This window comes from Agromyces sp. ISL-38, from assembly GCF_018613935.1.
In the GTDB taxonomy this organism is placed as follows: domain Bacteria; phylum Actinomycetota; class Actinomycetes; order Actinomycetales; family Microbacteriaceae; genus Agromyces.
In genome coordinates, this window is the sequence record NZ_JAGGPF010000004.1 from 36,010 (window position 1) to 48,610 (window position 12,601).

A 12,601-nucleotide genomic window follows, 5' to 3' on the forward strand; every position below is an offset into this window, starting at 1 on the left:
CCTATGCTCGACACGAGGGCACGGCGAGCCTGACCTCGCCCTCGGTGAGACCCGGGCCGATTCATCCCACGCCGGTTGTCCATCCGCTGGCCGCATTGGGGTGCTCCCGTGAACACAGCCCGAACGACTCGATTCACCGCGCGCACCGGAACTTCGAGCGTTCGGCGACGATCGGAAGCCATCCTGCTAGCCATCGTGACCATGGGCGCGTTGTCGGCCTGCACTGGCATGTTCGCGGTGTCGCCGCCCACCACGGCTCCGAGCGCGAGTGTGACGCCGGTCGACGGCTCGGCGGCAGCATGCGCGCCGAACATCGATGAGATCGTGGCGCGGAAGGACACCCAGTCAGACGACGCGATGTCCGACGACCTCGCCGATCGATACGACGCTGCCGCCGCTGAGGTCTTCGAGCAGGTCCGCGCCTTCGCGCCTGCGGCCGTCGTCGCGGTGCGAAGCCCGGAGGGGACCTGGGCCAAGGCCTACGGTGCGGCGGATCTGGCCGCCGAGGTTCCGGCGACGACCGACATGTACCAGCGGGTCGCGTCGGTGGCGAAGTCATTCGTGGGCACCGCGCTGCTGCAGCTCGCCGATGAGGGCAAGGTCTCCCTCGACGATGCCATCGACGACTACGTGCCGAACGTTCCCAACGGGTCGCACATCACGCTTCGTGAGCTGGTGACGATGACGAGCGGTCTGCCCAACTATTCCGACAACCCGGCATGGTGGGATGCCTTCGAGAGCAACCCCACCGCAACCTGGGCCCCGCAGGACCTGCTCGCCCATGCCTGGAGGATGCCGACGTCGTTCGCGCCCGGCAGCGACATGGAGTACTCGAACACCAACTTCGTGTTGCTCGGCCTCGTGATCGAACGAGTCACCGGCATGCCGCTGGCAGAGGCGCTGCAGACGCGGATCATCGACCCGCTGCACTTGGACGGGACGACCTACCCGAGCGACGCGACGATGCCGGGCCCCCACCTCAACGGATACACACTCGTGCCCGGTCCATCCCAGGACACCACGTGGGTGGATGCTTCCGAATGGCACCCGTCGGCAGCCGGTGCGTCCGGGGCGATGATCAGCCGCGCCGACGACCTGCTCACCTGGGGTCGTGTGCTCGCGACCGGCCAGGGAGTGTTGTCGGCACCTGTGCAGAAGGAGCGTCTGGCCGCTCTGGGCACGACGAACCTCGGCCTCGCTCGGTTCTACGGCCAGGCCATCATGTGCACCGACCAATGGATCGGCCACGACGGCAACATCTCGGGCTACAACACCATGCTGCGGTACAACTCCGACACCGATACCACGATCGTCGTCGAAGCCACCGGCCTCGATGGAACCGGTACCCCGCCTCGCGTATACGTGATCGAGGAGTACTTCTCAGCACTCGCCGCCGTCGCCGGGCATCCGTTCACCCCGAAGGTGATTCCTCCCGAGCTACAGTTTCAGAGCCTCGTTCCGCACCTGTGAGCCGCCGCCCAGTACTACGCCACGATGGCCGACTACGAAGTGACCGAGGATGACGTTCCGCATGCTGCTCGAGACTTTGAAGAACAAGTTGCCTTGATGAGCGATCCTCGATCGTGACAGGAACGATCGTGGTTCTCGCGCAACGGCGGGTCGGTGGTCTCATACTTAGCGAATGGGGAATCCTTCAGCTCGTAGCGCACGCATTCTGTTCACGGCTGCTTGCCTGGTGGCGGTCCTCGGGTCGACCGCGTGCACCGCATCGCCTCCGGATTCGGCTGGTTCAGCATCCGTCATCCCGTCCGCAACGTCCGAGTCCGCTGGGGCGCTAGGGGAGTCGGTGACCATTGCACCCGGTCGGACGATCTGGCTGGAGTGCCGGGGGGAAGGGACGCCCACGGTGATCCTCGAGTCCGGCATCCACGATTCCAGCGATTCTTGGGTCACGCTCGCGCTCGTGCCGCCGGCTGTCGGGCCGGATGTGTTCACCGCGTTGGCCACCGTGACCCGAGTGTGTCGCTACGACCGGCCTGGAACGATCCTCGTGGCTGACGAACCGAGTTTGACCGAGCGCAGTTCACCGGTGACGATGCCTCGCACGATTGATGATGCCGCGAACGACCTCGACGCACTGATTGATGTGGCCGAGTTGAAGCCACCCTACCTGCTGGTGGGGCACTCGTTCGGTGGTTTCCTTCAGACCTACTTCGCGCAAACTCGCGCTGACGAGGTTGCCGGGCTCGTGCTCGTCGATGCGTTCTCCGCGGCGATACCAACGTTATTCGGCGAACAGTGGAGCGCCTACGAACGAGTTCTGAACGGTGGAACCGAGCCGCTGGCGTCGGACCCCGCCTTCGAGCGATGGGACATCACCTCGAGCGTCCAACTCGCTCAGGCCGCCCCGGCGCTTCGCGAAGACCTGCCGGTCGTCGTGATCAGCAAGACCGAACCGTTCGCCCTGCCCCCCGACATGGAGGGTTTCACCTCTGACGATCTCGAGCGAGTATGGCAAGGCGGCCAGTCGAGCCTGGCGGCCATGGTGCCCGGAACACCTCACATCCTGGCGGAGGGCAGCGACCACCTCGTTCAGGCCCGCGAGCCGGACCTGGTCACCCAGGCCATCCTGCTCACGTTGAACCGGATACGCGGCGAATCACCCTGACGCCCGGCGCCAAGAGGGCGTCCCCTCCGAGCACATGCGTTTCTGTCGGATGGGACGTCAGGGCAGCGACATCAGCACATCGAGCAGCGCCGCGGTGGGCGGCGGGTCGGGCGGATCTCCGTACGTCGCGACATACACGTGTCGTTCGGCCCCGGGGATCTCGTAGGCGTTGAGGTCTGGGTGGCGATGCGCCTGCAGCGCGAGCCCTGGAATGGTGGCGACGCCCATGCCCGCCGCCACGAGCGCCTGGATGGCGACCATGTCGTCGGTCGAGTAGGCGATCTGCGGCTCGAATCCCTCGCGAGCGCATACCTCGACCAGATGCGCTCGGCAGCGATCACACCCACCGACCCAGCGTTCATCACGGTGTTGGGCCACTCCGCCCCGGCGGTCCAGGGTGAGCAGGTAGGTGGGGTCGTCGCGCAGGTGGTGGAGCCGGACCCCTTCCGGATCGGGTTCGGTCTCGTCGTACCGGAAGATGATGGCGGCGTCGACCTCGCCCGCGCGCAACATCGCGATGGCCTCCGGCGGGTGGGTGTCGATGATCTCGAGCCGGAGGCCCGGATACTGCGTCGCGAACACAGCCGACACTTGCGGCAGGAGCGCGACGAGGGCCGTCCCGTACGTCGCGACGCGTACGCGTCCGGCGCTCAACCCGACATGCGCGTCGAGCTCTGCGGCCGCAGAATCCATGCGCCCGAGGATCTCAGCGGCACGATCTGCGAGCATCCTGCCTGCCTCTGTCAGCCGGATGCCGCGCCCGACCCGCTGGAACAGCTGTGCCCCGGTCTCCGCTTCCAACCTGGCGATGTGGTGGCTCACCGAGGGCTGCGAGTAATGCAACTCGCGGGCCGCGGCCGTGACGGATCCGTAGCGAGCTACTGCAGCGAGCACACGCAGCCGGCTGAGGTCGAGCATTCATCAACCGTATCTATGGATAGGAGCGCAAACAAGCATTAGACGTGATGAGTTAGCCGGGCCATCCTGAGGGCATGGAAACGACACAGCTTCTGCCGACACCGGCCCGATCGGGGCTGGCCGACCCCGAATCGCGGCGATGAACGGCATTCCGGAAGCCATCGGGGCGTACGCGATCGCAGCCGCCCTGCTCACCATGCTTCCCGGACCGGACACCGCGATCGTGCTGGTGACCGCGATCAACGCCGGCCGTGCCGCCGCCGTGCGGGCAGCACTCGGAATCGGCGTAGGTCTGCTCATGTGGGGCACCGCCGCCGGCCTTGGCCTTGCCGCAATGCTGCGGGCATCCGCCGAGGTGTACACGGTCTTCAAGTTCGCGTGCGCCGCCTACCTGCTCTGGCTCGGATTCACCTCACTTCGGGCTGCCCTGAGGCGACGGCGGAACGGTGCTGCCGCGCACGACGAGGTCGACGTGAAGCGACGTCTCAGGCTCCCGTGGGGATTCCGGCAAGCGCTGCTCACGGCCATGCTCAACCCGAAGCTCGGCGTATTCTTCGTCGCCTTCCTCCCACAGTTCATCCCGCCGGGCACCTCGGCGTTCGGCATGACGATGCTCTTCAGCGCCATCCAGGCGACCGAGGCGATCATCTGGTTCCTCGTGATCGGAAGCCTCGCCGGTATGGCGAGATCGTGGCTGAGCCGTCCGCGTGTGCGCCGCGCGATGGCCGGCGTGACCGGCACGATCTTCGTCTTCTTCGCTGCACGCGTCGCGACCGAGTAGAGCCCGATGCGAGAGGTGCGGTCGGTAGCGCCAAGCTTCGTTCGAATGTATGTTCGAATCAGCAAGGAGCACCATTGGACCGCAAACCCATCCGTTACGACGCCGATACCTGGCTCTGCATCCGCAATGATCCATCCCATCCCAAAGCGATCATCCGCAGATTCAGGGACGTGAAGCGTGGCGACGTCTACCTCGTCATCAAGTGGGACGTCGACCCCGCAAAGCAGGTCTTGATGGCTTCCGCGCCGACGCTCGAGCGCGCCAATGAACTCGTCCGGTACGACCCGACGCCGACAGGGCGTGAAAGGTTCGCCGGATACCCCGACTTCGCGGGTGAGACGCGAGGCAAGGAGTAGTAGATGCCGCGCATATCATCGGCAAGGTGAGCGACAGCCAAGATCGCGGACCGGAGTTGCCGGGCGCATCCGAGCTGCTCCGCTGCCCGAATTGCGGCCGGGATCGAGCGCGACGCGTCGATCACCGGTGCGCGGCACCGGGGCTCATCGATCTCTCGTCGGAAGCTCTTGTGATCGTCGAGGCGGTCCGCTCAGTCGGCGACGAGCTCGTTGTCGTCGGCGGTGCGGTTCGAGACCGACTCCTCGGGCGAGAACCCACGGATGTCGACTTCGAGATTGCGCCCAAGAGCCGTGATCGGCTTCGAACAGCGTTGACGGATGTCGGGTATGTCGGCACACGCGGCGCCAGCTACGAGCTCATAGTGGTGGCCGTGGACGGAATGGAGTTCGAGCTCTCCGTCGTCGATCCCGACTTGGATGCGGCGGCTCGATTCGGACGACGCGACTTCACCCTGAACGCACTCGCATGGTCGCCGGTCACCGAAATGCTCATCGACCCATGGGCGGGAGCCGTCGATCTGGAAGAAGGCGTGCTGCGTCACACGACACGGGAGAGCCTCAGCATCGACCCCTTGCGGGTGCTCAGAGGCGTGCGGTTCGCGGGGACGCACGGATTCCGGTTCCACCCCGACACCGCCGTCATCGCACAGTCGCTTCGCGACGCCTGGGAGTCCCTGCCAGCCGATCGAGTCTGGGCAGAGTGGCGCCGACTTGCCCGGACGGCAACGGACTGGCCGGCGGCGCTCCAAGCGCTCGACGACACCGGGTGGACGACGTTGTTCCCCGAGCTGGAGGCCGTTCACGACACCCCGCAGGATCCGTCGTGGCATCCAGAGGGAACAGTATGGGCGCACACCGCGCTCGCCGCAGCTGCCGCGGCGGAGATCTGCAGCAGCCGCGGCATCACCGGGGCTGAGCGGGACGTGGTCGTGCTCGGTGCACTCGTGCACGATCTCGGGAAAGCTGAATGCACCGTGCTCGAGCCGGACGAGCGGATCACCTCACGAGGCCACGCGGAGGCCGGGGTGGCGCCGGCCGAATCGTTCCTGAAACGGATCGGCGCGCCGGCTTCCGTTCGCGACCGCGTGCTCCCGATCGTCCGCGAGCACATGGCACACACCATCGACAAGCCCACACGTGCTGCGGTACGTCGACTCATGCGACGGTTGCATCCGGCCACGCTCCAGGATTGGATCTCCGTCGTCTCGGCAGACGTCGGCGGGCGCGGAGCCGGGTTCCAACCATTCGATGCTCGCCGGTGGGAGACGCTCGCGGGCGAAACCGGGCAGGTGCCGGCGAAGCCGCTGCTTCGCGGCGAGCACCTGGTCGCGCTCGGCCTCGAGCCAGGGCCGCGGTTCGGCGAGCTCATCCGCGAATCGCTCGAGGCGCAGGACGATGGTGTCTTCGACGACGAAGCGGGGGCCGTGGCTTGGGCTGCTGAGCGGCTGAAGCTCGGAGGGTGATCCAGGAGCCTTCACCGGCACGTGCCGCGGTGCCGGCGCGAGCGTAGAATCGCCTCGTCGGAGGAGGCCCCTCATGGAGTTCGAAGTTTCGACTGTCATCGAACGCTCGGCCGCCGTCGTCTGGGACTTCTATGCCGTGCATCATGTGCAGAATCATCCGCGCTGGGATCCCGACATGTCGCTCGAGCAGGTGACGAGCGGTCCGATCGGTGTCGGCACCGTCATCAGGCGACGCTACATCCGCTTCGGCGTGTTCGTCGAGGGAACCATGGAGATCGTCGAATTCGACCCTCTCCGCGCGTTCGGCGCGAAGATCCGCGACGGACAGACCGAGATGACCGGGCGCGCGACACTTGCCGCCGAAGGGCAGAATCGAACTCGACTGACGACTCACGTGGACATCACCGGCGCGGACCCGTCGATGGCCGAGAAGCTCACGCCGCTCGTGCAGCGCGGATACGACAGTATCAAGCGACTCATCGAGTCTGAGTACGAGCCTGGGACCTAGCCCGAGCACTCCGACTCAGCTGCGCAGCGTCGCCGCCGTGAGCGCCGCACGGCAGAATCGCGGTATGGGGTTTTCGCGTGCTGAGCTCGAGTCCTTCCGCGGGGCGAACGTCGACGACCTCATGCCCGATCATCCGAAGCTCGTGTTCGTGGGAATCAATCCGGGGCTGTGGACGGCTGCGACCGGAACGCATTTCGCGCACCCCGGCAACCGGTTCTACCCGGCGCTCGCAGCCGCCGGCATCATCCCGCGCGTGCCCGGCTTCTCGGCCGGGCTCACCGAGGAGGAGCGTCGGATGTTCCTCGACGCCGGGATCGGCATCTCGAATCTCGTGCACCGAGCCACGGCACGCGCCGACGAGCTGGACCGAACGGAGCTGCGCGATGGCGCGGCTCGACTCGCGGACGACGTCGCCCGGTGGCATCCGCGTGTGGTCGCCGTCGTGGGCCTCACCGCGTACCGACTGGGGTTCGATCTCCCCAAGGCGCGTGCCGGCCTTCAGGACGAGCGGATCGGCGGCGCGCTGCTCTGGGTGGTGCCGAACCCGAGCGGCCTGAACGCCCACGCCACCGTCGCCGACCTCGCGCGAGCATATGCGGAGCCGGCGCGAGCCGCTGGGATCCCGCTGCAGCTCAGGGCCCGCTGAGGTCCCAGCTCACCGCGAATGCGCCATCGCTGGCTTCGGTGACGTCGCAACCGAAATCACGGCATTCACGCCTCAGCGTGGCGAGCAGCCAGCCGCGGTCGTCGTCCTCGGCGCGGTTGACGCGGAAATGGAGGATCCTGGTCGGGATCAGGTTCAGTTCGAGCAGGCGTCCGGTGGCGGCATCGATCACCGGGAAATACATGAACCCGAGATCATCGCGATATTCGTCGTGGCCCATGATGCCTTCGTAGTCGTTGAGGAAGTCGCCGCACCCGTAGAGGATCAGCCGTTCCTCGTAGACCTCGATCGCCTTGACGTGATGCGAGGAATGGCCGTAGACCACATCCACGCCCGCGGTGTCGATCAGGCCATGGGCGAAGGCGCGTTGCTGGGGGGAGATCTCGTAGTCCCAATTGCCGCCCCAGTGCAATGAGAAGACCACCACGTCACGCGATCGCCGGTGGCGCTGCACTTCGACGGCGATCTGCGAGATGGTCGTCGCCGACAGGTCTGGCAGGTACTGCACGCCGGGGCGATCCGCACCCGCCGCCCAGCTCTCAGGCACCCCGCTGTCGTCGGTTGCGGCGGCGAACACGAGCACACGTGCCTCGCCTGCCAAAGGCAGGATCGCGGGCGCCTGCGCCGAAGCGAGGTCCGCACCCGCACCGGCGGTGTCGATCCGTGCACGTCGCAAGGTGTCGAGGGTCTCGATGAGCCCCTCGCGTTCCCAGTCGATCACGTGGTTGTTGGCCAGCACGCAGCAGTCGATGCCCGCGGCGGCAATGCACGGCGCGTTGCCGGGGTGCATTCGGTAGTTGATGCCCTTCGGCCAGGGGCTATCGCTGCTGGTGATGCTCGTTTCCAGATTGATGATGCGTACGGCCGGACGCCGCCGCTCCAACTCGGCAAGCGCATCGCCCCAGACATAGGCGGGCGCGACCGGCCGCGCAATCCCACCTGATGCGCGCTCGGCCAGCGCCACGTAGTCCAGCGCATTCCGCACATACGACTCATGTAGCGTCGGTTCGGATGGGTGCGGCATGATCTGGTCGACGCCACGCCCGAGCATGACATCGCCGCACAGGAACAGCGTGACGGGAGTAGGACGGCCTCGACGCCCTCGCATGCGGCGATTCTAGCCGCTCACTCCGTGGGCGATCGCGAGCACGAGGACGACCAGGATGCCGAGTCCGATGAGGGCGGCGAGCGATACGAGCTGCTGCCTCCACGGCAACCGCGTACGGCGAGCGGCGACCAGCGCGACGACCGCGAGGGTGACGAAGTAGATGCCGACACTGATCTGGAGGGCGGACGCGAGTGAGAGCCATCCGATCCAGGCCGAAGCGAGCGCACTGATGGTATTAGCACTATCGATAGTGTTACTATCAGCAGGTGAAGATCTCCGAAGTCAGCCGGCGAACGGGCGTCACGGCCACGACGATGAAGTACTACCTTCGCGCAGGACTCGTCCACAGCGGTGAGCGAGTCGGGAGCAATCAGACTGCGTACGACGACAGCCACGTGCAGCGCGTGAGGTTGGTTCGGGCGCTGATCGAGACGGGAGGGTTGTCGATCGCCGCCACGAAGCAAGTGCTCTCGACACTCGACTCCGACGAGACCTCCCTGGCCCACACCTTCGAGGCCGCCCAGCACGCGCTCGGCGTCGGCGGCGCCTCCAGCGGCAGCGCGGAACCAGGTGCACTCCGTCGGATCAGCGAACTGGCCACCGCGCACGGTTGGAAGACAACGGTCGAGAACCCCGGCTTCGACGTCGCCGCTCGAGCGCTCGACGCCTTCTCGACGATCGGCTTCGCGCCATCCGATGAGTTCCTCGATGCCTACGCTTCGGCGGCGACGACCATCGCCCGAGCCGACCTGAGGGCGCTGACGACCCGCGATCGTCCCGAACTCGTCGCCGAACTCATGGTGGTCGGAACGGTGCTCGGCGATGCGCTCATCGCCGGGCTCCGACGACTCGCCCAAGAGAACGAGACCGCGGAGCTCTTCCCGGTGCACACCACGATCCACGACGAGAAGGATGCGAAGTGACCACCCATGTAGTGCTCGGAGGAAACGGCGTCGTCGGTCGCGAGACGATCGCGGCGCTGCTGGCCCGAGGCCACACCGTCTCGTCCGTCTCCCGATCCGCGTCCGCGTCCTCGGCCGGAGTGACGTCCATCATCGCTGATCTCCTGGATGCGGCATCCGTCATCGATGCCGTGCAGGGTGCTGAGGTTGCCTACCTCACGGTCGGTGTCCCGTATTCGACCAAGGCCTGGCGTCGCGACTGGCCGACGATCATGCAGAACATGATCGATGCCTGTCTCGCACACGGCACGCGGTTGGTCTACTTCGACAACGTCTATGCCTACGGCAGAACGGATGCGCCGATGACCGAATCGACGCCGATCCGGCCCTCGAGCAAGAAGGGTGCCCTGCGCGCATCACTGCTCGCCACACTCGATACTGCCGCCCGAGAACGCGGCCTCGACTACACGATCGGGCGCAGCGCCGACTTCTACGGTCCAGGAGCAGCAACGAGCGTCTTCAACACCTTCGTCCTCGACAACGTCGCCAAGGGAAAGGCACCGGTCTGGCTCTACGACTCGAGCCAGCCGCACTCGATGACGTACACGCCCGATATCGGCGAAGCGCTCGCGGTGATCGGCACCGACGAGCGCGCTCGCGGACAGGCCTGGCACGTGCCGACCGCGCCCGCACTGACCGGCGCCGAGTATCTCGAGCTCGCGACGGGCGACAAGCTCGCCCACAAGACGATGTCGACTGCCGCCATTCGATTGGGTGCACTGTTCGTCGCCGCAGCGCGCGAGTCGCTCGAGATGTCGTACCAGAACACGGCTCCGTACGTATTCGATTCGAGCGCATTCGAGTCGACGTTCGGAATCACTCCGACGCCCTATCGCGATGGGATCGCCGCGGCTCAAGACCGTGCAGCGGTGCTGGCACGATAGGTGCGGCCGCAGCGGGTCGGCGAGGATGATTGAGAGATGCCGACGTCCCTCGTGATCCTCGCTGACACGCACGTGCCCAAACGCGCCCGCGATCTCCCGCCCGCGCTCTGGGCCGCGATCGAGGCGGCTGACCTCGTCATCCACGCTGGTGACTGGGTCGACGTGAGCCTTCTCGACGAGATCGAGGCACGAGCCGAGCGTCTTGTCGGCGTCGTGGGCAACAACGACGGTGCCGCACTCCGCGCTCGCCTCCCCGAGATCGCCGCCGACGTCGTGGACGGCCTCCGATTCGCCGTCGTGCACGAGACCGGCCAGGCGGATGGCCGCGAACGCCGCATGGATGCCGCGTTCCCCGATGCCGATGTCCTCGTCTTCGGGCACAGTCACATCCCATGGGACACCGTCACGCCAGCCGGCATGCGGCTGCTGAATCCGGGATCGCCCACGGATCGCCGACGCCAGCCCACGGGCACGTTCATGACGGCGGTCGCTGATGACGGCCGCATTCGCGATCTGAAGCTCATTGCGGTCGGCCCCCGCGGCGAGAGCCTGAGCGGGCATAGCATCGAGGCGTGAGCCTCGCCCCCGCGTCCCTGCCCTTCGTCGATGAGCACTCGATGACGATCGAGGTCGATCGCGAGGCCAGCTGGGCCTCGCTTCAGCGAGTGCTCGGGGCGACCGGCTCTGCTGGGTTCGCGCGGTACGCGCGCCTGATCCGCGCCGTCGACACCGCGGCATCCGGACCTCGACCGCTGTCAGCGGGCTCCGCGGTTCCCGGCTTCCACGTCGTCGCCGCCCACGAACCGTATGAACTCACGCTCGCCGGCCGCCATCTCTTCTCCGTTTATGCCCTGATCTTCCGCCTCGACGAGATCGCCCCCGGCCGTACTCTCCTTCGTGCTGAGACCCGTGCCGAGTTCCCGGGGGTGAAGGGCGCTTTGTATCGAATGCTGGTGATCCGCAGCCGCGCGCACGTGCTCGCAACCCGGCGCATCCTGTCGACGGTCAAGCGCGCTGCCGAGCACCGACCCCCACGATGACGAACGCCTGCGGCAGTGGCATCCGTGGGCCGGCAGTGCCGTTCGGTCAATAGCCCGCACCCGCGAGAGAGCCGACGACCGCATCATCCGGATACCAGACCACGCACGAGACTCGGCGATCCCCGTCGAGCCATGCCGCCTGGGTCGGCAAGAGTGAGTAGAGCTCCAGAACCGACTCCTCATATGGGATCCCGATGAAGTCGGCGAATCGAGCTCTGCACCCTTCGTCGGCGGCCTGCTGGAGGGCCGTCTCCCCGGGATACTCGGCGCCATCGAGGTCGAAGACGGCATACACCTCATCGTCATGGCGCTGGTCGCACGGCACGATCGACTCCGAGAGCTTCGGCTGGTCCTTCCGCACGTCGAAGCACGTGCCCACCGCAGGGTGGAATGCGGCCGCCGCAGGCGGGGAGGCGCTCGGCGTCGTCGCGCCGAGGGCACCAGCCGGCGCCGATGGTGTCGGACGCCCGCCTCCCGTAACGGGTGATGACGTCGCTGACGTCCGATCACTGGCGGCGCCGCATCCGCTCAGTATGGCGACGACCAAACCGACCGCGAGGAACGCAATGCTTCTGTCGCCAGCCCGCTCCATGAAGTCCGAACCTAGTGGACGGATCCGCGTCAGGGCACGTGGATGCCACTCATTGCAGACCGGGCGGCGGTGAAGCGGGCCTGCACGTCGGCCCAATTGACGATCTCCCAGAACGCCTTCACGTAGTCGGTGCGCACGTTCCGGTAGTCGAGGTAGTAGGCGTGCTCCCATACGTCGAGCTGGAGCAGCGGCGTGACACCGAGCGGCGCGTTGCCCTGCTGGTCGAAGAGCTGGAAGATCACCGGTCGGGCGCCCAGGTCGTCCCACGCGAGCACCGCCCAGCCCGAGCCCTGCACGCCGAGCGCGGTTGCCGTGAAGTGTGCGCGGAACGCGTCGAAGGAGCCGAACCCGTCGTCGATCGCCGCGGCGAGCTCACCTTCGGGGGAGCCGCCGCCGTCTGGCGACATGTTCTGCCAGAACACGCTGTGGTTGACATGGCCGCCGAGGTTGAACGCGAGGTCCTTCTCGAGCTTGTTGACGTTCGCGAGGTCGCCGCTCTCGCGAGCCACGGCGAGTTGCTCGAGGGCCGTGTTGGCGCCGGTGACATAGGCCTGATGGTGCTTCGAGTGATGCAGCTCCATGATCGTCGCCGAGATGTGCGGCGCGAGGGCGGCGTAGTCGTAGGGCAGATCGGGCAGTGTGTAGGTGGGCATCCGGATGTTTCCTTTCGTTGAGTGGGCCCGCACAGAGCAGGCC

The 12,601-nt window shown here is 66.6% G+C and carries 16 protein-coding genes; 12 read left to right on the forward strand and 4 right to left on the reverse strand.

Features of this window, described 5'->3' with window-relative positions:
* The first annotated feature begins 210 nt into the window (after positions 1-210).
* Positions 211-1,470 (forward strand): serine hydrolase, encoded by a 1,260-nt coding sequence (locus J7E25_RS04575; protein WP_214868396.1) that lies wholly within the window; start codon positions 211-213, stop codon positions 1,468-1,470.
* A gap of 337 nt (positions 1,471-1,807) precedes the next feature.
* A complete protein-coding gene (locus J7E25_RS04580; protein WP_214868398.1) occupies positions 1,808-2,629 on the forward strand; it encodes an alpha/beta fold hydrolase in 822 nt (273 codons plus the stop codon).
* Positions 2,630-2,686: 57 nt separating this feature from the next.
* Here the strand turns inward: J7E25_RS04580 and J7E25_RS04585 are convergent, their stop codons facing one another.
* Positions 2,687-3,547, reverse strand: a complete 861-nt coding sequence (locus J7E25_RS04585; RefSeq protein WP_214868400.1) for a LysR family transcriptional regulator — start codon at positions 3,545-3,547, stop codon at positions 2,687-2,689.
* Between the two features lie 139 nt (positions 3,548-3,686).
* On the opposite strand from J7E25_RS04585, the gene J7E25_RS04590 reads away from it, so the two are divergent.
* The 5 genes from J7E25_RS04590 to J7E25_RS04610 all read left to right on the forward strand — a co-directional run bounded on the left by J7E25_RS04590 (position 3,687) and on the right by J7E25_RS04610 (position 7,301).
* A complete protein-coding gene (locus J7E25_RS04590; RefSeq protein WP_214868403.1) occupies positions 3,687-4,328 on the forward strand; it encodes a LysE family translocator in 642 nt (213 codons plus the stop codon).
* Positions 4,329-4,498: 170 nt separating this feature from the next.
* The gene (locus J7E25_RS04595; RefSeq protein ID WP_214868405.1) at positions 4,499-4,684 is read left to right on the forward strand and encodes a hypothetical protein; all 186 of its coding nucleotides are present in this window, start codon (positions 4,499-4,501) and stop codon (positions 4,682-4,684) included.
* A gap of 26 nt (positions 4,685-4,710) precedes the next feature.
* A complete protein-coding gene (locus tag J7E25_RS04600; protein ID WP_214868407.1) occupies positions 4,711-6,147 on the forward strand; it encodes an HD domain-containing protein in 1,437 nt (478 codons plus the stop codon).
* A gap of 73 nt (positions 6,148-6,220) precedes the next feature.
* Positions 6,221-6,655: an SRPBCC family protein gene (locus J7E25_RS04605; RefSeq protein ID WP_214868409.1), complete on the forward strand. Its 435-nt coding sequence runs from the start codon at positions 6,221-6,223 to the stop codon at positions 6,653-6,655.
* A gap of 64 nt (positions 6,656-6,719) precedes the next feature.
* Positions 6,720-7,301, forward strand: coding sequence for a mismatch-specific DNA-glycosylase (locus J7E25_RS04610; RefSeq protein WP_214868411.1), 582 nt, complete (start codon positions 6,720-6,722; stop codon positions 7,299-7,301).
* Here the strand turns inward: J7E25_RS04610 and J7E25_RS04615 are convergent.
* Positions 7,288-8,427, reverse strand: a complete 1,140-nt coding sequence (locus J7E25_RS04615; RefSeq protein WP_214868413.1) for a CapA family protein — start codon at positions 8,425-8,427, stop codon at positions 7,288-7,290. The two genes, J7E25_RS04610 and J7E25_RS04615, sit on opposite strands and share 14 nt — an antisense overlap.
* 24 nt (positions 8,428-8,451) lie before the next feature.
* Here J7E25_RS04615 and J7E25_RS04620 point away from each other — a divergent pair, with 24 nt between their 5' ends.
* The 5 genes from J7E25_RS04620 (at position 8,452) to J7E25_RS04640 (ending at position 11,313) form a co-directional block, all read left to right on the forward strand.
* Entirely contained in the window at positions 8,452-8,622 is a 171-nt protein-coding gene (locus tag J7E25_RS04620; RefSeq protein WP_214868415.1) for a hypothetical protein, read from the forward strand.
* A 71-nt stretch (positions 8,623-8,693) separates the two neighbouring features.
* The gene (locus J7E25_RS04625; RefSeq protein ID WP_214868417.1) at positions 8,694-9,350 is read left to right on the forward strand and encodes a MerR family transcriptional regulator; all 657 of its coding nucleotides are present in this window, start codon (positions 8,694-8,696) and stop codon (positions 9,348-9,350) included.
* Positions 9,347-10,273: an NAD-dependent epimerase/dehydratase family protein gene (locus J7E25_RS04630; protein WP_214868419.1), complete on the forward strand. Its 927-nt coding sequence runs from the start codon at positions 9,347-9,349 to the stop codon at positions 10,271-10,273. Before J7E25_RS04625 ends, J7E25_RS04630 begins: the two co-directional genes overlap by 4 nt.
* Before the next feature lie 36 nt (positions 10,274-10,309).
* Entirely contained in the window at positions 10,310-10,849 is a 540-nt protein-coding gene (locus J7E25_RS04635; RefSeq protein ID WP_214868421.1) for a metallophosphoesterase, read from the forward strand.
* Positions 10,846-11,313: a hypothetical protein gene (locus J7E25_RS04640; RefSeq protein ID WP_214868423.1), complete on the forward strand. Its 468-nt coding sequence runs from the start codon at positions 10,846-10,848 to the stop codon at positions 11,311-11,313. Before J7E25_RS04635 ends, J7E25_RS04640 begins: the two co-directional genes overlap by 4 nt.
* Before the next feature lie 46 nt (positions 11,314-11,359).
* Here J7E25_RS04640 and J7E25_RS18270 read toward each other — a convergent pair whose 3' ends face one another.
* Positions 11,360-11,692 carry a septum formation family protein gene (locus J7E25_RS18270; RefSeq protein ID WP_214868426.1) on the reverse strand — a complete coding sequence of 111 codons (333 nt, stop codon included), beginning with the start codon at positions 11,690-11,692 and terminating at the stop codon, positions 11,360-11,362.
* Positions 11,693-11,934: 242 nt separating this feature from the next.
* Complete coding sequence (locus tag J7E25_RS04650; RefSeq protein ID WP_214868428.1) at positions 11,935-12,558, reverse strand: superoxide dismutase; 624 nt, start codon at positions 12,556-12,558, stop codon at positions 11,935-11,937.
* Positions 12,559-12,601: the final 43 nt, after the last annotated feature.

Coding starts and splice junctions, on each gene's coding strand:
- J7E25_RS04585 (WP_214868400.1), bottom strand. CDS start 3,547: ATGCTCGACCTCAGCCGGCTGCGTGTGCTCGCTGCAGTAGCTCGCTAC.
- J7E25_RS04650 (WP_214868428.1), bottom strand. CDS start 12,558: ATGCCCACCTACACACTGCCCGATCTGCCCTACGACTACGCCGCCCTC.
- J7E25_RS04615 (WP_214868413.1), bottom strand. CDS start 8,427: ATGCGAGGGCGTCGAGGCCGTCCTACTCCCGTCACGCTGTTCCTGTGC.
- J7E25_RS04610 (WP_214868411.1), top strand. CDS start 6,720: ATGGGGTTTTCGCGTGCTGAGCTCGAGTCCTTCCGCGGGGCGAACGTC.
- J7E25_RS04635 (WP_214868421.1), top strand. CDS start 10,310: ATGCCGACGTCCCTCGTGATCCTCGCTGACACGCACGTGCCCAAACGC.
- J7E25_RS04605 (WP_214868409.1), top strand. CDS start 6,221: ATGGAGTTCGAAGTTTCGACTGTCATCGAACGCTCGGCCGCCGTCGTC.
- J7E25_RS04590 (WP_214868403.1), top strand. CDS start 3,687: ATGAACGGCATTCCGGAAGCCATCGGGGCGTACGCGATCGCAGCCGCC.